The organism is Mycoplasmoides fastidiosum (assembly GCF_024498275.1).
Taxonomy (GTDB): domain Bacteria; phylum Bacillota_I; class Bacilli_A; order Mycoplasmatales; family Mycoplasmoidaceae; genus Mycoplasma_N; species Mycoplasma_N fastidiosum.
In genome coordinates this window covers 607,653-630,217 of the sequence record NZ_CP101809.1, presented here as the reverse complement: position 1 = coordinate 630,217, position 22,565 = coordinate 607,653, and the positions used below count along the sequence as shown (strand labels likewise).

The 22,565-nt window shown below is 26.2% G+C and carries 23 protein-coding genes; 4 read left to right on the top strand and 19 right to left on the bottom strand.

From position 1 onward, the window contains the following. Positions 1-11: 11 nt before the first annotated feature. The 18 genes from NPA10_RS02025 to gmk all read right to left on the bottom strand — a co-directional run bounded on the left by NPA10_RS02025 (position 12) and on the right by gmk (position 15,725). Positions 12-440: a PTS mannitol transporter subunit IIA gene (locus NPA10_RS02025; RefSeq protein WP_256547059.1), complete on the bottom strand. Its 429-nt coding sequence runs from the start codon at positions 438-440 to the stop codon at positions 12-14. A gap of 13 nt (positions 441-453) precedes the next feature. Continuing rightward, a complete protein-coding gene (locus NPA10_RS02020) occupies positions 454-1,449 on the bottom strand; it encodes a mannitol dehydrogenase family protein (protein ID WP_256547058.1) in 996 nt (331 codons plus the stop codon). 216 nt (positions 1,450-1,665) lie between these two features. After that, complete coding sequence (locus tag NPA10_RS02015; RefSeq protein ID WP_256547057.1) at positions 1,666-2,442, bottom strand: ATP-binding cassette domain-containing protein; 777 nt, start codon at positions 2,440-2,442, stop codon at positions 1,666-1,668. Then, a complete protein-coding gene (locus NPA10_RS02010; RefSeq protein ID WP_256547056.1) occupies positions 2,435-3,490 on the bottom strand; it encodes a hypothetical protein in 1,056 nt (351 codons plus the stop codon). Before NPA10_RS02010 ends, NPA10_RS02015 begins: the two co-directional genes overlap by 8 nt. 23 nt (positions 3,491-3,513) lie before the next feature. Beyond that, positions 3,514-4,626, bottom strand: coding sequence for a hypothetical protein (locus NPA10_RS02005; RefSeq protein ID WP_256547055.1), 1,113 nt, complete (start codon positions 4,624-4,626; stop codon positions 3,514-3,516). 78 nt (positions 4,627-4,704) lie between these two features. Further along, positions 4,705-5,490 (bottom strand): type III pantothenate kinase, encoded by a 786-nt coding sequence (locus NPA10_RS02000; RefSeq protein WP_256547054.1) that lies wholly within the window; start codon positions 5,488-5,490, stop codon positions 4,705-4,707. A 49-nt stretch (positions 5,491-5,539) separates the two neighbouring features. Beyond that, entirely contained in the window at positions 5,540-6,064 is a 525-nt protein-coding gene (locus NPA10_RS01995) for a hypothetical protein (protein WP_256547053.1), read from the bottom strand. A 47-nt stretch (positions 6,065-6,111) separates the two neighbouring features. Then, a complete protein-coding gene (locus NPA10_RS01990; RefSeq protein WP_256547052.1) occupies positions 6,112-6,666 on the bottom strand; it encodes a transcriptional repressor in 555 nt (184 codons plus the stop codon). Continuing rightward, entirely contained in the window at positions 6,639-7,550 is a 912-nt protein-coding gene (locus NPA10_RS01985; RefSeq protein WP_256547051.1) for a deoxyribonuclease IV, read from the bottom strand. Before NPA10_RS01985 ends, NPA10_RS01990 begins: the two co-directional genes overlap by 28 nt. A 3-nt stretch (positions 7,551-7,553) precedes the next feature. Continuing rightward, the gene (locus NPA10_RS01980; protein WP_256547050.1) at positions 7,554-7,886 is read right to left on the bottom strand and encodes a hypothetical protein; all 333 of its coding nucleotides are present in this window, start codon (positions 7,884-7,886) and stop codon (positions 7,554-7,556) included. A gap of 107 nt (positions 7,887-7,993) precedes the next feature. Beyond that, positions 7,994-8,908, bottom strand: a complete 915-nt coding sequence (locus NPA10_RS01975; RefSeq protein WP_256547049.1) for a hypothetical protein — start codon at positions 8,906-8,908, stop codon at positions 7,994-7,996. 187 nt (positions 8,909-9,095) lie between these two features. Continuing rightward, positions 9,096-10,505: an FtsZ/tubulin family protein gene (locus NPA10_RS01970; RefSeq protein WP_256547048.1), complete on the bottom strand. Its 1,410-nt coding sequence runs from the start codon at positions 10,503-10,505 to the stop codon at positions 9,096-9,098. Between the two features lie 29 nt (positions 10,506-10,534). Next, on the bottom strand, positions 10,535-11,659 hold the full coding sequence (locus NPA10_RS01965; RefSeq protein ID WP_256547047.1) for a hypothetical protein: 1,125 nt from the start codon (positions 11,657-11,659) through the stop codon (positions 10,535-10,537). Next, complete coding sequence (rsmH, locus tag NPA10_RS01960) at positions 11,649-12,584, bottom strand: 16S rRNA (cytosine(1402)-N(4))-methyltransferase RsmH (RefSeq protein ID WP_256547046.1); 936 nt, start codon at positions 12,582-12,584, stop codon at positions 11,649-11,651. The genes NPA10_RS01965 and rsmH overlap by 11 nt, the downstream gene beginning before the upstream one ends. After that, the gene (gene mraZ / locus NPA10_RS01955; RefSeq protein WP_256547045.1) at positions 12,572-13,009 is read right to left on the bottom strand and encodes a division/cell wall cluster transcriptional repressor MraZ; all 438 of its coding nucleotides are present in this window, start codon (positions 13,007-13,009) and stop codon (positions 12,572-12,574) included. The genes rsmH and mraZ overlap by 13 nt, the downstream gene beginning before the upstream one ends. 164 nt (positions 13,010-13,173) lie before the next feature. Next, the gene (locus tag NPA10_RS01950) at positions 13,174-14,319 is read right to left on the bottom strand and encodes a serine/threonine-protein kinase (RefSeq protein ID WP_256547044.1); all 1,146 of its coding nucleotides are present in this window, start codon (positions 14,317-14,319) and stop codon (positions 13,174-13,176) included. A 2-nt stretch (positions 14,320-14,321) separates the two neighbouring features. After that, a complete protein-coding gene (locus NPA10_RS01945; protein WP_256547043.1) occupies positions 14,322-15,149 on the bottom strand; it encodes a PP2C family protein-serine/threonine phosphatase in 828 nt (275 codons plus the stop codon). A 3-nt stretch (positions 15,150-15,152) separates the two neighbouring features. Further along, entirely contained in the window at positions 15,153-15,725 is a 573-nt protein-coding gene (gene gmk / locus NPA10_RS01940) for a guanylate kinase (protein ID WP_256547042.1), read from the bottom strand. Positions 15,726-16,264: 539 nt separating this feature from the next. Here gmk and NPA10_RS01935 point away from each other — a divergent pair. Continuing rightward, positions 16,265-17,866, top strand: a complete 1,602-nt coding sequence (locus NPA10_RS01935) for a hypothetical protein (RefSeq protein WP_256547041.1) — start codon at positions 16,265-16,267, stop codon at positions 17,864-17,866. Positions 17,867-18,061: 195 nt separating this feature from the next. After that, complete coding sequence (locus tag NPA10_RS01930) at positions 18,062-19,561, top strand: hypothetical protein (protein ID WP_256547848.1); 1,500 nt, start codon at positions 18,062-18,064, stop codon at positions 19,559-19,561. 126 nt (positions 19,562-19,687) lie between these two features. Here NPA10_RS01930 and NPA10_RS01925 read toward each other — a convergent pair whose 3' ends face one another. Next, complete coding sequence (locus NPA10_RS01925) at positions 19,688-20,341, bottom strand: PDDEXK family nuclease (protein ID WP_256547847.1); 654 nt, start codon at positions 20,339-20,341, stop codon at positions 19,688-19,690. A gap of 682 nt (positions 20,342-21,023) precedes the next feature. Here NPA10_RS01925 and NPA10_RS01920 point away from each other — a divergent pair. Then, a complete protein-coding gene (locus NPA10_RS01920) occupies positions 21,024-21,257 on the top strand; it encodes a type I restriction-modification system subunit M N-terminal domain-containing protein (protein WP_256547846.1) in 234 nt (77 codons plus the stop codon). Next, the gene (locus tag NPA10_RS01915) at positions 21,254-22,474 is read left to right on the top strand and encodes a type I restriction-modification system subunit M (RefSeq protein ID WP_318034587.1); all 1,221 of its coding nucleotides are present in this window, start codon (positions 21,254-21,256) and stop codon (positions 22,472-22,474) included. Before NPA10_RS01920 ends, NPA10_RS01915 begins: the two co-directional genes overlap by 4 nt. Positions 22,475-22,565: the final 91 nt, after the last annotated feature.

Genomic DNA, 22,565 nt, shown 5'->3' with positions numbered 1-22,565 from the left:
AGCATCTATTATTAGTATTGTTTTTCTAAAAGATCTAAAAATTTATTAACTTTTACTCCTTGTAAAAGGCTGTTAACAATAGTTTCATCACTAAAAACAGAAGCAATCTTGCTCATTACTTCCATTTGATCTTCATTAACTAAAGCCAAGCCAAAAATAAATTTAACTGGTTGATCATCTCACATAATAGTTTTAGCTAATTCTAAAAAGCAGATATAGTTTTGGGTAATTAATTGACTAGTTTCATATGTGCCATGAACTAAAACTAAATAATTTCCCATGGCTACTGGTGCAGTTTGATCACGCACTTCAAAAGAATCTAAATAGGCTTGGGGTGTTGTCGATTTTTGTTGCATAATTTTCCGAACTGTAGTAAAAACTTCAGCTTTAGTTTGAAGGTTAAGATTTAAATAAATATCGTTAATCATTTGATGATTCATTGTTATTTTCTTTCTAATTTAAAAATATTTTGATCCGGTTAAAAAGATTCATAAAATAATTATGATTAATTCCTTTTTGGAAAAAGTATTCTCAAATGGGATAAAGTCGTTCGTTTGGCATTATTTTCTGTTTTAGATTTCGTAAAATCCGGTTATTTTCATCAAGTAATTCAGGATTGATAAAACGCTGAAAATTAGTAATTAAATAGTTATGAACAAAATTTAACTTTAATTTTGTAATTGCTGCAATTGCCATACTCATTTCTGTTATTATTGCATGAATGATTTCTTGATAATTATTAATTTTTACTAGTTCGTTTACATATTGATAACCTTGTTCTTGACTTAAAAAAGCTAATAAAGTATGTAAACCATTAACACCTAAAAATTTTAATTGAAAGTATTCAGCAAAATTATCAACTGCTTGAATTTTTTTATTATTTTGATCCAAATTTGAAAAAGGAAATTTATAGTTATTCTTTTCATAAAAAATATTAACAAAATTTTCTACCATCAACAAATCACTAACTTGATTAGGAATAATACGATCAACAACTACGTTAATAAATTGAACTAATTTGTGATATTTGGGATTTAAATCAGCTTTGACTAAATTGGTTAAAGCTTCACTAGCTGCAAAATGATTTTCAAAAGCAATTAAAACTAATGGTTGATTAGTGATTCGTTGTTCAATTGCGTTTTTAATAATTGGTACAATCTTTGTGAAATTATGTGCACCAATTGCTGTTAATAAATAATCTGCATTTTTAAATTGTTTAGCTATGAAATCTGAATTATGAACATTTCAAATTTGATCCATTCGATATTCTAATATTTGATCACTATTCAAATAACTTACTTTGTAAGAGTGGTTTTTTAAGACTTGAATTAACTGGGGATCGGCATCAAAATAATTAAGTGAATAGCCATTTTCTAATAGTAATTCTGCAAGCAAACCACGGCCAATATTACCAGCTCCAAAAACATAAATTTGTTTTTTAATACTCATTGTTCATTATTTTGTTTTGTGTTTTTAAAATTTTTATTCATTCTATTGTATGTTAATGACTAGGAATTTACTACAGATTTAACAGTGAGTTTGACACTAAATTTTGCCAAAAAACTATAAGATTTTAATTTAAAAAATCAATCAATAATTAAGATAATAATAAAAAACTCCTCCAATTAAAAGGAGGAGTTTTTTGGTGAAAATTAGCAGATTAACTTAAATGTTTTTAATAATATAGTCTTTAAGTAAATCAACTGTTTGAAATTGGGTTTTAATATCATTAATTTCTTCAACAATTTTACCGCCTTTCATTAAATAAAGTTTTTTTGCAAAGCGATAAATTTGTTCTGCATCATGAGAAATAATTAAAACTGCCATGGATTTATGATTAAACAAGTATTCTAAATAATCGCCCAGTTCTTCTTTGCTTTTCAGATCTAAATTATTAGAATATTCATCTAATATTAAAAGCAATGGATCAGTAATTAAACTTGTAAATAAAATTAATCGTTGTTGTTCTCCGCCCGATAGAGACCGAACTTTTTTATTAAGAATTTTTGAAATTTCTAATAACTTATACAAATCATTATTTTCAAAATCAACTGTTTCAGTTGTCATTCTTGCCATATTTAGTACATCAAAAACAAATAAATTCTGGGGAAAACTAGCTGATTGAAATTGAATAACAATTTTTTCATTAGGACTTTTAGTATATGGATAATGATGAATAATTTCCCCACTAGTTGCTTTGCGAAAACCACAAATAATATTGGCTAAAGTTGTTTTGCCTGCTCCGTTATTACCAATTAAAGCAATGCGATCATTTTCATAAATATTAAAATTTAAATTACTAATTAATTTTTCTTTTTCATTTAAAAAGAAACGTTTAACCTTTTGTCACCAAGTTAAATCTCTATTCAATAAATAATTAAATTTTGATTTATAACTTTTATTGATATTTTTCAGTTCAATTAACAATTTAGATTTATCCATACCTACTCCGCTTTAAAGGATCCAAATTTAAAACAATTGCAAACAAACCAAAAGAAAAAATAATAGGCATGATTAAATCTAAAATTTTGTCTTGATAAGTAGCTAAAGCTACAACAGGTAAACCTTTTAAAAGGCCTAAATCATCTTGCACTTCTTTGCCAATAATCGTAAATAAATCTAACTTAGTTTCTTCGGTCAATGATCTAAGAATGGTTCGAAAATTTAAACCTAAAAAACTTTGATTAGGATTACCATTTAATTTAAAGTTAACTATATCCGAAGGATCCATAAAAATCGTAATTCAAGGTCGATTAATTTCAAACACCTTTGATTGTCCTAAATTAAAGGAATGACCTAAACTGCGCGCTGTTCACGATTCCATTGTTAAATATAAAATATATTTGAAAGGATTAATATACGAAATTTGTGCGTAATTTGAACTTAACGTATAAAGAATCATGTTATTAAAAACTAAAATTAAAAACAGAAAAAAAATTGCTACTAAATTAATTGTGGTTTGTTTTTTTAGAATGTTAGCAAAAATCAAACCAAAGGCAATCGAAATATTTAGGCCCCAAAAATTAGCATAAATCATTCCTAGATAATCAATATTTAGTTTAGATCCAGTGCGAATTCAGTTAAACAAATTTTGGTAGCTAATTTGTAATCAAATATTCGCTAAACTAATAGCTAAAATAAGAGCTCAAATAATCAAATTTTTACTTTTTTTGATTCCAGTATGAATAATAATTTTTTTATAAAAACTACTATTATTTAAATGCGAAGTGACAATGCTAGTTAAAAAAATGGGGAAACAATAACAACTAATTAAAATTGTAGTGCTTCAGAAGAAATAAGTAAAATTAGTAATTCAACCTAAAAAAGAAATCAAAAATGGAAAAGCAAAAATAAATAAAATTAAAAGTTTAGAACGTTTTAAATATAACAAAGCCGACTTATAAAGATTCAGTGTATCTGAATATTTAATATCAATTTGAGTTGAAAAATATTTAAGAAAAAAGTTCTGAATTTTAATTTGGTGTTGCATTTTTAATAATTTGAATTTTGGACTTATGTATATTTAGTTTTCTTTAAAGGATTTAATGCAAAAATAATTCCGAAAAATCCAGCAATAAACAATCATGGCATCAATAAATTTACAATTTTGTCTGCCTTGTTATTAACTATGTACAATAATTCTGTTGTTGGTTGTTGATTGCTAGGATTCATTTTGGCTTGATTAATTTTATTTAAAACATCTAAAATCTCTAATTGAGAGCTTGGAGTTAATTCGTGAAATATTCGTAAAGCTGTTTCGAAATTTGGATTATTTTGAGGGTCAACTAACAGATCAACACTATTGTTATCTGTATCTGTAAATCAATGGGGTAGTGTGGAAATTTGAGAAGCATCAATCGTTGTGTAACTATCATCAACACCACCACCAATTGCAATTTGGGGAACATTAACATCAAAAATGTTGGCTGATAATAAATTATAAGGAGTACCCGAATATCAACTTTGACCTTCTAATAATGAAATATATCGATAAGGCAAAACATAAGATAAATCTGCAAAAAATTTATTACCCATGTAGTAATTGAAATTAGTAAAAAGAATAATAAAAAAAGAAAAAAACAAGCCAATTGAAAAAACAGCCATTTTTTTAGTAAAAACATTTGCAATAATTAAAGCAATTAAAGAAGAAGTAATACCTGAAAGAAAAATTGTATAAAAAAATTCTGGACTAATAGGTGAGGTTTGTTGAGTTATTCAATAGTAAATACTAATGTATAAAACAATCATTCCTAAATTAACTGCTTGAAAAACTAGAACCAAAACAGCGGGAATCAACATTTGGTATTTGCGTTCACCGCAGCTGATTAAAATTTTTTTAAAAAAACTGGTGTTATTTAATTCAAATGATAAATAGATCGTGTTTGTAAGTGTTAAAAAAACACTAAAAACTTTAAATAATGAAAAGAAAAATTCGTTATGAGCAGCTGTTAAAACAGCAACAAGATAAATTAAAAAAGGAACCAAAATAGAAGTGATAACCACTCCTCTTGAACGTAATAAATATAAGACCGATGACTTTCAAAGATTTAGCGAACTAGGATAGGTTAAATCAATTTTAGTCGTCAAATATTTCTGATAAAATTGACGAATTTGCGACTTGTACATACGAATTCTGTTCCCAAATATAATATTCTTTCCATTTTAATAGAAATAAAATAAAAAAACCACGGAATTGTGGTTTTTTTAGTGAAAATATTTCTGGTGTTGGGCTCAAATTTTAAGTCCTTCAATAACAATATTGGACTGATGTAAATGGTCGGGAAAATGCTGATTTAAAAGTTCTTGGGCTAAAAAATAATCTCCTCCACTAACAATTAAATGATCGGGTTTGATTTGTAATTTTTGTAAATAAGATTCAATTACTAAAACTTGCGAACCTAAAATACCAATACTTAAGGCATCAATTGTGTTATTGCCTAAAATAGGTGGATTTTGATTTAATTCAGTATTTTTATCTAACAAAGCAGCACGATTTAATAATGTTTGTAATGAATCTTTAATACCTAAATTAAATCCTGCGCCTAAAATTTGGTGGTGCTTCTGGTGTAAATAAACCGAACTAGTACCATAAATGACAATTAAAAATTCAGCTGAAGGAGATTGTATTTCAGTAGCAATCTGATTAGTTGCAATTGCTGCTGCAATTAAATCTGCGCCAATGTATTTTTTAGATTCAGGATTTTGAATACCTGGAAAATCAATTAAATTTTGATTATAAAAATTTAAAAAATGCAATTGAAATTGTTCAGTTCATTTTTGGGCTAAAATTTCATTAATATTGGGATTAACTGAAGCAATATAAGTTTGATAAATTGTTGTAGTTGTGATTAATGATTGTCAAAAAGTTTGAGCAAAAAAAGTTTGATCAACAATTTGGGTATTAGAAATTGTTACAACTGCTATAGTGTTTTCAACATAAATTTTGGTATTGGTATTTCCAATATCAATATATAAATTAAGGGTTGACAAAGTTGAAAAAAGTTAAATAATTTTCTAAAGATAACCAATCAAATAATGATTATTCAATTGGTGTCAGTTGATCAATTTCTGATAATAAAATCATTTCGGATTGAATTGCATCAAAAATAGCTTTACCAATTAAAGCAGTAAAACCAAAGCCATAAAATCACAACATAGTTTGATAATTAGTTTTGATTTTAGTTGCGCCCAAAACTACTTGATAATAACTGGGTTTTTGTCACACACTGTAAGCAACAAAAATTCAGTTATTAATGAAAGCTAATACTACAAAGAAACTACCAATACCAACATTAACAGCTTGAGCAGAATTATAAAAAATTAAGGAAAAACCAATTACTGTAAATCCAATTCAAATTAATAAAGTAATTGTGCTCATTAAATAGCGTTGATAAGCTTCTTTATAAAAACTGCTTGTTTTAGATTTTCAAAAGTTTTTTAAAACTTGTTTAATTTCCTTAGAATCAGTATATCGCTCAGCAACAACATCAGTTGTTGCTTGATTAACATGATTCGCAAAAATATAATTTTTAAAAATTTGTATGTTATTAGCTTCGTTTTTCATTTTTATTTTCCATTTTTTACTGGTAATTGTTGTTATTTATTTCAGAATTATTTTTCCTCAATTTTATTAACAACAAGATTGGTCTTCAAATCTTTTTTAGGATCTTTATAGCGTACCACAGCTTGAATTAAATAATCTTCAACAATAAAACCTTGTTTTTGAAATTGTTCAATAACTGCATCGTGCAATTCACAATTGATTTCTAATGCGGTTTCACGTTCATCTTCAGCGACATAAGCATGAATATGGGGTACAGCATTTAATAACAATTCAAAAGTTGTTTCATTAGTAGAAATATTTAAATTCGGGCGAATTGCACCAATTCGACATAAAATTTCTAAATTGTTATAAACACTTGAAACATTAACTTTGGCATTAATTTTTCGCAATTTAGCTAAGATTGTGGTCATTGTTAAATAATGAGTTTCATTATTTAAAAAAACCTTTAATAAATCCAAACGACTTTTAGTAATTTTTAAATGCCGATCTTGCAAAAAATCTTTTACTTGTTCGATATTAATTAATCGTTCAGAAGTGGTGTGGCTAGTACAAAAATGACTGGGAAAACCAATTTTTATTTTCCGATTAACTTTTGTTTTCATTGTTTTTGCTTAATTGCCTCAATTTCGTATTTATATGGGGGCACACTAATTAAAGCTTGTGGGTTTTTTGGTGAACTAATTTCAACAAAAGGAGTTTCTAAAATTTTGGGTAAATTTACAAACTTGGGTTCATAAATTCATTCCAATAATGTCTTAAATCCAATTTTACCATAACCAATATTTTCGTGTCGATCCTTTCTTGAACCTTGGGAATTTTTTGAATCATTGATATGTAACACCTTTAGTCGATCTAAGCCAATTGTTTGATCAAAATTAGTTAAAATTTGCTCTTTTTGTCTTAAATCATATCCAGCATCGTGAACATGACAAGTATCTAAACAAACCCCCAATAATCTGTGGTTATTACAGCCTTGAATTACAGCTGCAAGTTCTTCAAAATTTCGACCAATTTCATTGCCCTTACCAGCCATAGTTTCAAGACAAATGGTGACATTTAAATGCTCAGTACGTTGTAAAACAAAATTTAAAGAATTAATTAAATGTTCAATTCCTTGAGCTAAAGTTTGACCAACAAAAGAACCTGGATGCAAAACCACTTTATCAATCCCCATTCCAGCAGCACGACGTAGTTCTTCAATTAAGAATTGTGTAGCAAATTTACGATTATCTTCTTTGAAGGTTGCTAGATTAATAATGTAAGGAGCATGAATCACAAAATTTGAAGAATCAATACCATGTTCAGCAGCTAATTTCAAACCAGCTTTGATGTCCATTAGCTCTAAATCTGTTCGTTTGGTATTTTGTGGTGGGCCAGTATAAATCATTAATGTGGTAGCATTATATTCCAACATCTCTTTAACTGCACCAACTAGATATTTATTCTTCTTACTCATGGAAACATGAGAACCTAAAATTAAATTCATTTATTAATTCAGTCCTTCTAAAATAATTTTCACCGGCATCATTGCTGCATCAATTTGATTTGAATGAACCAACGGTGCGAACATGTTTAAATCATCTAATAACAACTTATCATACTCCTGATTAAGCAAAAATTGCTGAAAATTTTTAATGATTTTTTGAGCTTGGTTTTTAGTTAAATGCATAATTTTCTTCAATAAAATTTCACACACAACCACACTAAAAATTGCAAGACCTTCACCGAAAAAATATCCGTCACAAATTTGTTGGTCACAAAATTTAAAACCAATTGTTAAGTGAGTATTACAAGGAATATCATGATCATCGCGGTGATTCATTTTATAGCTTTGATCATCGTAATTTCAAAAATCAGTTTGAATCTTTGACTTTTGAAATTGCGGATTTTTATAAATCTGCAAAATCTGGTTGCGATCAACAGTCATACTTAGTTCTCAAGTTGATTAAAATTCAAGCTAAAAACCAGATTTGTTTTTTTATTTTTTAAAACAAATTTATTTTTAGTAGGGGATCAATTCCCAGAAGAAAAATTTGCTAATTGATTTTTTAAATTGGTTTGAATTTGTTGAAAATTATTCTGATAAAGCATTAACAAATCAGCCAAAATTAAATTTTGAATGTTATTCTGAGTTCCTGCTGCCAAACTAAAAGGATAAGCATTAGCAACAAACTCATGATTTTGTAAAAAACTCATCCCACCACCAAATGCAATTGGAGCAATTGATGAATGAACATTTTGTTTAATACCAATCACAACTGAACCTAAAATTTTTAAACTGTTAAAAGGGTTAAAAATAAAACCATCAACTAATTTCACCATTGTTTGAAAATCTTCGTACAATAAAAAAGAAATATTTATAAAAATTTTCAAATTGACCAAAATTTTCTTAGCTTTCAAAATTAAAGTTTGAATCTCAAATAAGGAAAGTTCAGTCGTGTGGTTTATTCACAACAAATTATTATTAGTATTTTTTTCTTTCTCAAAAATTGTTAAATCTCAATCACTAGTTATTAATTCGTGAAAATTCATCTTTTTTAATTGGGTAGTAAAAATATTTTGTTCAAAAAAAGCTCCATCTTCACCCCAATAAAAAATTGTTCCCTGTTGTTCTAAATTAAGTAGTTGTAAACAAATTGTTTTTGCAATTACTTCATTAGGAACAAATGTTGTTTCGTTTTTGTGACATCCAAAAAAATTGGCAATAAATAAATCAGCATCTGCGATTTTTTGATTCAACAAAACTCCAGTGGATGAAGTTTTATTATGAGAATTAATCAAAAATTTTTGGTAATACTGAACTGCAGTTATTGCTGGATCTAATCAAAATTTAATTGGTTTCATGATAATAATGTGCTAATTAAAAAAGCTTAAATTTTCAAAATCTAATTATAAATCTTTTTTTGATGAATCAAAAATTACTCAAAAAAATTTTAGATTAAACTCCAAACTTTTTCAAATAACTAAAAAACAAAAAACTAGACCATTAGTAGTCTAGTTTTTATTTTAAAAAATAAATGATTTAGAAAAATTAAGCTTTGTATTTATTTTGTTGGGATTGGACTGATTTGGTGTGAGATTGGTGAAACATTTTAGTAATTGACTCAAAAACAAAATCAGTATTATTTTTAGAATTATCGTTTTTCAAATTAATTTCTCTTCGAACTTGGGAAGCTGGGACTGATCGCACTGGAACAACGCTAGAATTACGACTAACATTTCGTGCAGTTTGCACATTTTGTTGATTTCAGTTGTAATCAATTTTTTGCGTTTTTGTTTTAGAATCAGGTTCCATGAAATTAATTTCAATCGGTTCACACATCATAATATTAATCCGAATTTTGTCACTAATTTTATTATCATAAAAACCAAAACTAAAATCATTTTGATTGATATTTTTTTGGGATTTTAAAAACTGATTAATTGCTCCAGAAATGTCAGCGCAAAATTTGTTAGTAACTCGTTTTAAACCAAAATCAAAGAAAATTAAAAACCGGTTAATTTTGGATTTTTCAATTTGATAAATTTTTAATGACTCCTCTAATTTATGATTTAGTTGATCAATGTTATTAGAATTTACTTCCATTGAATAGAAACAGAAACGTTTACCCTCTTTCATTACTTTAATGAAATCATTACTATCAATTTCTTCGTATAAACGACCAGATAAATTTACAATCGATTCTAAACCGTCAATTAATGATTGATTTGCTAGATCAAAACTTGTTTTTTGATCCAAATTATCAACATAAAAATGATTATTGTTATAAACCGCCACAGAAGATGAATTATATTTAATTCGCGATAATGCATCTTTAAATTCATTAATTTTATTTTCAGATAAAAATTGAGTTTGGGGATAAAACACTAAACTAACAACCGGAATGTTTAACTCTTTTGCATATTTGGCAATAATTGGGGTTGCTCCACTACCGGTTCCTTTCCCAATTCCTGCTACTAAAATAATTAAGTTAAAACCTTTTAATTCATTAATAATTTGTTTAGATTGTTTTTCAGCAAAATTTTGAGCTACTTTTAAATCGCTTCCACTTCCTAAACCTGTATTGCCTAATTGAAACGTACGACATTTATTACTTAGTTTGCGTAATGCTTGTTCATCGGTATTTATTGCTAAATAATCAACATTTTTGTTGTAATTAATTTTTTTGCTAATAAACAAATCCAAAACATTATTTCCTGCTCCGCCAATTCCGATCACTTTAATTTTAGCCCGAGAATATGTATAATTTTTTAGTTTACGAATTTCTGAATTACGATATCGTTCAGTTCTAAATGTGGCTTCAATTTTAGTTAAACCAAAATTGGTAAATTGAACTAGTCCTTTCTTTGCTTTTCATAAAAAAGTAGGTAGTTTTTGGTTGAAGGACGAATGGGAATTAGTAATTTTTGCAAAATTAAATGTGACTAAACTTTGATGCATGGATAGGTACCTTTCTTATTTTTTCTGAATTACAAAATATTAGTAGAACTGGTTTGGGATTGGGTTTTAGTTAGATTTTTAGTTTGGCGAATTTCAGCTTTCTTAAGCTTTTGATTTTGCATTAAGAAAAAACTGTGAACAATGGGATCGTCGATATCTAATAATTGATAATTACTTGCGGCTAATAATTGATCAGGACTAATTCATTTACTGCCTAATTTAGAAAAATTTTCTTGGAATAATTTGTAAATGAAATCATTTTTATATAAACAAATTGTTTCTAATTGAGGAATTTTTAATTCATTCTTAAGCTTGTTTAAAGTTTTGTATAAAATTCCTATTAAAACTTCGTTAATAGCTTTTTTTAAGGTTGCAATGAAAAATTCTAAAACTGAAAGTGGCCGATCATTAAATAATAATAAAAGCGATAAATTATTTTTAGGATCAAGAACTGGATCGATTTTTAATAATTCAATCATTTTATCAATCTGGAATGACTGATCTAAATCATAAGAATCTTTAAGTTTTTTTGCTAAATGCTCAAAAATATAATCAACCCCATAAGAAATACTTTTAGTATTAAAAATATTTCTTCCGTAATAAAAATTATAGGTAATTTTTCGATCTTCTAATTCAATCACAGCGTTAAATTTTGAATTTTCAGCAAAAAATTGGGGAATTAATAAAGCCGGGGTGTAAATTTCAGAAATTTTTAATCTTAATTTCATGAATAAATTTTTGTATTTTTCAAACAAACTTTTATTAATGAAATAAGAATAATGGACTTTTTCAGCACCAATGTAGAATTTATAAAATTTAATTTCAAAAAATTGAATTTCATCAATCTTTTTTTCGTATCGTTCAAATTTATTATTAACAAAAATTTGTTTATTTAAGATGGGAATTTGAAATGGTAAAACCAAATTAATTTCATGAAATTTATCAACTAAAACGTTTTGACACAAAAGTTGATAATTTTGTTGAATGATTGTTGCTAATTGGTCAATATCCAGAATTGTAGAATTACTAATTAATTTATCAGTTGCAAAACTTACAAAGTCTAAAATCTGAAATTTGTTTGTTTCAGGATCTAAAAAGTATGCAGTCATGTTACTTGTGTTGTTAGTTAAATTAATTAAAAGATTAGGTTTCATGATCGTTTTTTTGAATGACTCACATCTTAGTACTACGGGCGCGGTTATTTGTTGCAATTTCAGCTGCAGAAGGCCGAATTGATTTTTTGGTAATTAAGTGAAAAGCTTTAGGAATTTGAATTGGTAAATTAGGTAAATCTAAATATCCGGTTTGTGATTTAATTCACTTTTTAATAATTTTTTCTTCTAATGAGTGAAATGTTAAAAAAACAACAATACCATTTTTATTAAGAACATCATTTAATTGTTCTAGAACTAATTTAATACTATCAAGTTCTTGATTCAAATAAATTCGTAATGCTTGAAAATAAGTTCGACAAGGATGTTTTTTTGCATACAAATTTTTTTTAGCAACTGTTGTTTTAATTATTTCAACTAATTCTAATGTACGAGTAATGGGTTGTTGTTGCTGGTGTTTGAGAATTGCTCGTGCAACTTTCAAACTTTCATCACATTCACCATAAATTTCAAAAATACGAGCTAATTCTCCAACTTTTATTTTGGCTAACAAACTAGCTGCTGTTTCTGATTGGTTTAAATCCATTCTCATATCTAACGGACCATCATGATGATAACTAAAACCACGATTAGGATCATCTAATTGTGGTGAAGAAACTCCAAAATCGAATAAAATCCCATCAACTTTTTGAATTTGTAATTTCGATAAGGTTACTTGTAAATTGCGAAAATTATTTTGAACAATCATAAAACGAGGATCAGCAGTTTGAAGCTGATTTCCTACAACAACAGCGGCTGGATCAATGTCCAAACCAATTAAACGACTATTAGGACTTAATTCTGCTAATAATGCTTTGCTATGTCCACCTCGGCCAAAAGTACAATCCACAAAAATTCCATTACCTTGATTTTTTCAAGCTTGAATTACTTCGTTTTTAAGAACTGGTAAATGAATTAGTTCGTTCATGATTCCAATTCTGCACTTGCATCTTCTAGTTTATTATCGGTTTCAGCTTGAAATTCTGCATATTTTTTAACATCTCAAATTTCAATTAAATCACCAACACCTACCAAACAAACTTCATGTTCAATTCCCGCAATTTTAATCAAATTAGTGGGCAATAAAATTCGAAACGATCGATCAACCACTAAATTAGCCGCATATCCTAAACGTTGTCGCAAAATAATGCGAGCATTACGGTTTTTGGTATCCAAAACTTTTAATTCTTGATCGTAATATTCTTTAAATTTACTTGCTGAACGTAATTCTAGCGCACCATCATACCCTTTAGAAAGAACAACATCATTAGAAAGGGCAGAACGTCATTTCGCTGGTAAAATCAGGCGTTTTTTATCATCTAGATTGAAATTGAAGGTGCCTAGAAAATCCATATCTCCCACTTTCTTCCATTATTCCCCATAATTTTAGCATATAAGCCCTAATATTTGGTTTTTTAATATAAGAAGTTCAAATATTTTAAGATGTTAACTCTATAGGATTTGGAAAGATGGGGGTTATAGTAATAACCGATTAAAAACAAAAAAAGAAGGAAAAATTAGGCAAAAACAATTAGTAAACTGGTAATCACTAAAATCAAAACAACTAAAAAATAGCTAAAAACACTACGATTTCAAACTAAAGAACTAACTTCATAACTAGCTCGTTTTAATAAGAAGTTTTCTACTTTTTCTAAATTACGGTTTTCAGCTGGCTTAATTAAGGCTACTTGTTTGGTTGGATTTTGTTTTCATTCACGAACATCAGCTAAAATTTGATCAACATTCTGATACCGATGATGTATTTCTTCATCTCGTGAAACCAATGATTTATAAACAATATTTTCAATAATTCCTGAAATATTAGGCACAAAATTTGACAGTGGTGGAAAATCAAAAAATTTAGGCTTTAAATAAACATCATATTTGCCACTACTACTTAAGTTATAAGGAAATTCAGCAGCAATCAAATTATAAAGAATTACTCCAGCAGCAAAAATATCCCAAAATTCATTAATAATTTTGGCTTTTTCAGTACTATTCATTCTCGAACTAAGCTTTTTAACCTCAGGTGGAACATAACCTGTTGATCCATAAATACTTTTTTCTTCAATTTTTAAAGAACGTAAACCAGTGTTATCCAAAACAGTTGCAATTCCTAAATCAATAATTTTGATTCGTGAAAAATCAGAAGTTAACATCACATTATCAAGTTTTAAGTCCCGGTGTAAAATCACTTCAGTGCCTTCACTATTACTTTGGTGTAAAGATTTAATGCCTAATAAAATTTTTTCATAAATTTCCATGGCTTCAACAACCGGAATCATACCTTTAAGCTTGATGTAGTTAGTTAAAACCATTCCATCAACTAATTCCATCACGATTGCAAAATATGCTTTATTAGGATTGCGCTTAGAATTAATTCAGAAATGATCATAAAATTCACAAAACGCATCAGATCGAAAATTGGCTCGTTGAGTGGCATTAATTTCTTTATTAATATTAGTAAATTGCTCTAGTTGATTTTTGGGATCTGGATCAATCATTTTAATGGCACAGTAATTTTTAAATTCAACTTCATAAGGATTAGTTATTGTTAACTGCTTGGCTTTTCAAATTACTGAATTCATTCCCCCTTCACCAATAATTTCTGTTAGTTCATATTTCTCATCAATAATTTCGCCAGGTTTAAATTCTTTTTTCATAATTAATTAGATTTAACATTAACTAATGCAATTGATAAATTATCATTACTCATTCCTGCTAATGCTTTTTTAATGATGTTATTAGCAATAACTTCAATTTTTTGACCAGAAGTAATTTCAGATGCAAAATCAGTTAGTTCAATAAAATTGTGAATGCCATCACTTGTACAAAATACCCAATCAAACTCAGATCGGTCATATACAAATAAATCATACTTAACTTCTACTTCATCAAATTGTCCAACATAGTTAACAATTGCATAAACTTGTGAACCATAAGCCGCAACTTCTTCATTGCTTAAACCACTGTCAAGTAAGTAATTATAAAAATTATGATCCTTACTAATCTGAACAACTTTTTGGTTTTGAATTCCAAAAATGCGGGAATCACCGATATTAAAACAATATAATTTTTCTTTTGTTAACACACCTAAGACTAAAGTTGAAGCCATTTTATGAGCTTCTGGATTGATTGCAATAAAACTGTTAATTTTAAATTTAGCTTCATTAACTGCATTGACAAACCAATCACGAATTTCGGTTTCAGTTAATTTTCGAAAATTGGTTTTAAAACTTTGAGCAACAATTGTGGTTCCTAAAATTGTTGCCGCTTCTTTACCACCTTCATAACCACCTAACCCATCACAAACTAAAAAAATTTGATCACCATAATGATTGGTGCCTGCAACAGTATAGTCTTCATTTTCTAAACGATCAATGCCAATATCAGTTGCTACTGTCATTTGGGAATGAGCATTTAATTTAGGTTCATTTTTGGTTTCCGTTAATGAATTGATGGGATTTTTTTTAAAAAGATTTCATAATTTCATAAGTTATTTTCGCGCAAGAATTTCAGCTTTAATAATCTTTTTTAACTCATTAGCTGCATCAGTTGCAACAAAATTATAAATTTTATGTTGATAGATATCTTGTAATTTTATTTCTTTTCGGGCTTTTTCTAAACGTTTTTCAATTAAATCAATTGTTTCAGTTTGACGCATGATTAATCGGTTTTTTAATTCATCAATACTTGGGGGCAAAATAAAAATTGTGACACAATCAGGCATTAATTCCATAATTTGTTGTGCCCCAATTACTTCAATTTCTAATAAAACATTTTTGCCTTCAGCTAACATTTTTTCAACAATTGGTTTAGGTGTTCCATAAAAATTATTAAAAAATTCGGCGTATTCTAACATATTATGTTTTTCAATTTCTTGTAAAAAAAAATCTTTATCAACAAAATAATAATCTTTACCGTGAATTTCATTAGGACGTTTAGGACGAGTGGTCATGGAAATACTGTAGTGTAAATTCAGACTAGTGTCATCAAATAAATCGGTCAAAATTGTTTTTTTGCCCACTCCACTTGGTCCACTGATTAAAAATAAAATACCTTTTTTCATAAAATTTTATTGAATCAAAATTATTGGCTAATTGAAGAAGAATAATGAAGAAATTTATTGTTTTGGGTCCTGTTAAATCAAAAGTAAATAAAATAAACAGGATCTCAAATAAAAATGTTTGAGATCCTTATGATAATGATTCTGCAATATCTAAAACAAAAATTATGTTGTTTTTATATTATAAAGCAAAGATTAGTCAATCAAGCCCCAAAATTCGGCTTTTAAGCCGTGATTTTCACATTTAAAGCCATAATATTACTATCTAATTTGAAATTAATTAATTTTTAAGATTTAATTTTCTGAAACTTGAACGAATAACTAATCTTTTTAAAAATTAAACATAATCCCCAATATTTAATAACTATAAACTTCATTTTTTCTGATTTTAATGACTTATTATGATAAATTGGAATTGCTTGTTTTATGTGTATAAACTAGTTATTCACAATAAAAAACAAAAAATGGATTAAGATTTTTGATTCTTAATTTTAGTTAAACAATAAATAAAAATAAAAGAAGTTAATAATTATGAAAAAATATTGTCGTTAAAAAAGGTTGGATTTTTAACTGCTAGTGTATTAACTCCTTTAATTATTAGTTCTTGTAGTTTAAATAATACAGAATCACAAAATAATTTTTCAGAAATTTCTTCTTCTTCAAACCAACAAAAAACAACTTCAAATAATTCCCAAACTTCTAATGATCAGGTTAAAGATAATTTACCTAAATTACCAACAGATCAATCTAGTTCTATCGATTCATCAAATCAAGGATTGAATTCCAGTCTAAATGAAACTAATTTACCTGTTTTAGAAGATTCTAAAAACAATAATTTAGTAAATTCAATAAACTCAAAACCTACTTCTGAAAGTGTTCTTCAAACTAAATTAACAACCCCTTTACAAATCACCGGATATAAAAAACATATTAGTAATGTTGATAATTTTATTACTTCACTTCAAGATAGTAATAAACAAAATGAAATTTTGCAGGAATATTTTGAAACTAATTACGATTCTGATCCTAATTTAACTTTTCAAATTATTGGTTCAATAACCAAATTATCTAATCAAACATCTAGTGATAATATTCAAAATATTACTAAATTACGTTTTAAATATCAACGTAAATATCAATACCAAAAATTATTAAACAATCAATTAACTACTCAAGTTAAAAATTCAGAAACAAATACTAATTTTCAGCTTGATTTAGAAATTTTGCCAGAAGTATATTGACAATTCAAAAATTTATCAGTTAAATCTGATCGAGACAATGGAAATAAAGAATTATACGAAAAACAATTTCCATCTTTTTGAAAAAATTTATTAGATAAAAATGGTACATTGAATAATACAAATCTTAGCATTCCTGAAACTTCAAAATATTCTCAAATCAATATCTCTACTGATGATAAAAGTAGTTTGGGATTATTTGCAGGTTTTGTTTCACATTGATTAGAATCCAAATACAAAAATTCAGAAAATTCCAATAACAATTATTTGTGAAAACTTCATTCAATTACTGAAACAAATGATTTGACTGGATTATTAAAATTTAATGTGCAATTGTTCCAACAAATAAGCAAAACTGATGGCTATGTTCCAACAAATTTAATTTCTAATTGATTTGAAGTGAAATTATTGAATATAAATATTAATGAAATAAAACAAAATTTAGAAAAAGGTTTACATATTGTTGTAAATGAAAAACATAATGGATGAAGTACAAAAATTACAAATTGAAAAGAACAAATTCACAAAGCATACACTGAAAAATCAAAAGTTTTAATTGATAATTCAAACTCATTTTTAACTCCAAATAATCAAACATTTGTTAAATCTAAAATTCCAGAATATTTCACTATGAAATTTGAGAAAATTTCTTATTTAAGCGAAAATTTAAGCGATATTTCTGAAAGTATTTGACCAATTCAAATTTCATTTATTGAAAATCCAAGTATATCTTCAATATATTTTGAAGCAAAAAATAATGAATCTGTCAAAAGGTATATTGTTTATAGCCTAAAATATACGATAAATTCTTTAGAAGATGAAGTATTAGGTAATTCAAGTATGATCACTTCTGTTTCCATTTCTGGATCAACGCCAGAATCATATACATTAAATCTCAGTAACTAAAAACTAATATTATTGACTCTTTTTAAATAATTAATAATATTTAGATTCTGTAGTTTACATTTATTTTGTAATTCTTACAAAAAAGCCTTCGAGAAAACAAAAAATTAAAAAAATATGAAAAGAAAACTATTTTCAAAAATACCCTGAATTTTAACTAGTAATATATTAATTTCTTCAGTATTAAGCTCTTGTGGTTTGAATAATACAGAATTACAAAATAATTTTTCGGAGTCTTTTTCATCAGATCAACAAGAAATAACATCAAATAATTCTCAAGCTCCTAACAATCAAACTAAAAATAACTTACCTAAGTTATCTAAAAACCCGTCTACTTCCACTAATCAATCAAATCAGGAATCAAATTCTCAAAGCAATAATTCTTTTTCTAAAAAAGAATTTCAAAATCTTTCAGAAGATGTAATTAATTATAAACTAGCAACACCTCTTAAGATTACTGGATACAAAAAATATGTTAGTAATGTTGATGAATTCGTTAACTCTTTACAAGATGCAGAAAAACAAAGTACAATTTTTAGAAAATATTTTGAAACTAATTACGATTCTGATCCTAATTTAACTTTTCAAATTGTTGGAACAGTTACTAAATTATCCAATCAAATTTCAAGCGATAATATTCAAAATATCATTAAGCTTCATTTTAAATATAAGCGTAAATATAAATATCAAAAATTATTAAATAATCAATTAGTTACAGATATTAGATATTCATCTACAAATAATAATTTAGAAATTAGTGTAGAAATTTTGCCAGAAGCATATTGAATTTTTAAACATCTGTCTATTAAAAAGAATAGTAATTCTACAGATAAAAATTTATACGAAAAGCAATTGCCTTCTTTTTGAAAAAATTTGTTAGAAAAAGAAGGTGAATTAAATAATTCTGAACTTAGTGTTTTAAATGATTCGATGTATTCTTCAATTGATATTTCTACTGATATAAAAAGCAGTATAGGTTTTTTTAGTGGATTTGCATCATATTGATTAGAATCTTCTTATAAAACAGAAAATAATTATGATAATTCTAATTTTATTTGAAAACTCAATTCAGTTACTGATGCTAATGACTTAAATGGCTCTTTAAAATTTAGTGTTCAATTATTACAAAAACCTAATAATGTTGATAATTATATTTCTACTAAATTAATTTCAGATTTTTTTGTTCTTCCTGAATCTTCATTAGCTAAAATTAATGTTAATAAAATAAAAAACCAACCTGAAAAAGGTTTACATATTAGTGTTAATAATTCTCACAGTGAGTGAAATACGAAAATTCAAAATTGAAAAGAAAAAATAAATCAAGCTTATACAAATAATACAAAAGTTTCAATTGACCAAGGATCATTAGCAATTTTTAATCAGGCTGCATTTGAAAAATCTAAAGTTCCTAAATATTTCAATATAAACTTTGAAAAAATTACTTATCTAACAAATAATAAAAATAGTTTAAGTGATATAAGCGAATATATTTGACCAGTTCAAATTTCATTTATAGATTCTCCAAAAATAACAGAAATATATTTTCAAGGATTAAATAATCAAGCTGTTCAAATGTATATTGTATATAGTTTGCATTATAAAATAAATGAATTAGAAGAAAATTTTGGTGGCGACAATCTCATTACTTCAATTAAAATTTCTGGAACAACAAAAGATTCATTTAAAATAAGCAATTAACAAATTAAAAAACTGGCGCAATTTAAATTGCGCCAGTTTTTTAAACTATTTGATTGTTCTTTATTTCAGAAAAATAAATTTCGTTTACTGAAAAACTATTATTTAATTTTCAATTTTTTATTTAAATTATTTTCCTAAATTATACGATTGTTTAATTAAATACAAAATGTAATCAAAATTATCTGCATTTTTTAAATGTCACTCTTCATCATAAACTTGGATTTCTTCTGATACTTTTTGAACAACTTCATCAGAAATATTAAATGGTGTATTTTTAATTGTATTATTTTGCACATTTACTTCTTCAATTAAAAAAATTTCATTTCCATATTTTTTAATTTCAAATAATTTAAACGGAACTTTACTTAAATTTACCGCATCTTTTTGATATGAAGTGAAATTTGGAGAAATAAAAATTAATTTAGTTTCTGATCAATTAAAATCTTTTTTCTGCTTATTAGCAGTAGGATTTTTTTCATTATAAAGAAGCACAAATTCTGCACTTTTTGTTAAAAAAGTATATAGATATGCATAACCTTGATCAACTAAACTTTCATTTTTACCTCTTTTATATTCAATAATTACAAATGATTTAGTTTCTTCATCAAAAGCTACAGTATCAAATCGATAATCTCCTGTTTGAAATTCGGTTGATAAAATTTTATATCCAAATAACGTTTCAAGATTTTTTTCAACAATATTTTGAATTTCCTTTTCTAATTTGAATAAATTTTCTTCTTTCTTTTCTAGAATGTCTTTATTTTTTAATATGAAAATCATAAAAATATAAATCCTTTTTATTTAAGTTATTTTTTAATTATTAATAAATTTAAACAATTAACGAATAAACCCTAAATTAAAATTTTTGAAATTAATTAACTTAAGAAATGATATGTTATAAAACAATAAATAAATTAAAGATCTGAAATTAACTATTTATTTTATGTTCAATAATGTTAATTATTTTTTCTTGAGTTTTTTCATTAGGCATATTTATCTCTAGTTTTTCTAAATCTTTAAAATAAATATGAGATACTACTGATCCTTTTTTAAGGATAAAATTTTCTTTTTATTGCTAAAAAATAAAAATAAATAAATTTAGTTGTAATAACACTTGAATTAGAAAATGAAAATAATGTAGAACCTATTCAACAGTCAAAATCAATAAATTTCATTAATCCAACAGATCCATCTTTAACAAAAAGAATACTATTTTTAGGAGCAAAAGATCCTAATTGATTTTCAAATTTTTTAATATTATTTTTTGATATTGAATCAGCATCTATAAAAAATTGACTTTGTCCCTCCTTCAAAGAATTTTTGAAAGTAAGTTCTTTTATTCTAATTAAATTAATAAATGATTTGTTATTAATTAATTATTTTAATAAATAAGTGTATCTTTTTTAGCACTAATTAGTCTAAATTGATTTAATTTAAGCAATTTTTCTAGAGGTTCAATAATATGAATAATGAAATTTCTAAAAAATTGCAATTAGCTGTAAAGAATATTTGTGATTTATTAAGAACTTCTATGGAAGTTAATGACTATCGAGATTTTGTATTAGGATTTTTGTTTTATAAATATTTATCAGAAACCATTGAAAATACAGTTAAAAAATTTCAAAATATTGATTATAAAGATTTTCAATCTTCACCCAATTATGATGATGAAAAAGAGTTCATTAAGATAAATTAGGATACTTTTTTAACTACGATTTAAGTTATGAAGCAGTTTTAGAAAAAATTGCTGCTGGAGAAAATATCATTCCCACTATTCAAGATGCTTTTAATCAAATTGAAAATTCTTCTGTAAATAGCAAATCCGAAAGTAATTTTAAAGGGTTGTTTAATGATGTTAAATTGGACGATACTAAATTAGGTAATATCGAACGTGAACGAGAAATAAAAATAAAACGTATTATCCAAGAATTATCAGATATTCAATTAACTCCCAATGATCATAGCATCGATTTTTTAGGCGATGTTTATGAATATTTATTATCCAATTTTGCAAGTAATGGTGGAAAAAAAGCTGGAGAATTTTATACACCAGAATCTGTATCTGAATTAATAGTTAGAATTGCTACTCACGGAAGAAAAAGTCTTAAAAGTGTATATGATCCAGCTTGTGGTTCTGGTTCTTTATTAATTAGAATTTTAAAGAACGCTCAAACACAAAATATTAAAGTTCAAAAATTGTATGGACAAGAAATAAAATCATCTACTTTCAATTTAGCTCGAATGAATTTATTTTTAAGGGGTTTAACTTATTTTGAATTCGATATTAGAGAAGGAGATACATTAATTGATCCAAAACATTTAAATTTAGATCTAAAATTTGATTGTGTTGTAGCTAATCCTCCATTTAGTTTGAAATGAAATCCCAATGAAACATTATTAAACGATGAAAGATACAATGAATACCGTGTATTACCGCCTCGTAATAAAGCTGATTTTGCTTTTCTAATGCACATGCTTTATAACGTGCATTTCGAAGGAGTAGTTGTCTCTATTTTTTCATTGGGAATTTTAGAACGAGGTAATTCTGAAAAGAAAATTCGACAAGTAATTATTGATAAAAACTATATTGATGCAATTATTCTGATGCCTGAAAGACTTTTTTATAATACAATAATTGCTACTTGTATTGTAATTGCTAAAAAAAATAAAAAGAATGATGATATTTTATTTATTAATGCAAGTCAAGAATTTAAGAAATCAAAAAAACAAAATTTTTTAGACGAAAATAATATTCAAAAAATTTATCAAACATGAGCTAAACGCGAAGAAATTCCTTATTTTTCTAAAATTATTTCTAAAAAACAATCATTGAAAACGATTATTTTTTATCAGTCCAAAAATATGTTGATAATGCACCTGATGAAGAAGAAATTATTGACATTGAACAAGTAGAAAAAGATATTCTTAGTGTTAAAAATCAGATTCAAGAATTAGAAGAAAAATTCCAAAAAAAATCTGGATGATTTTAAAAAAACCATCCAGA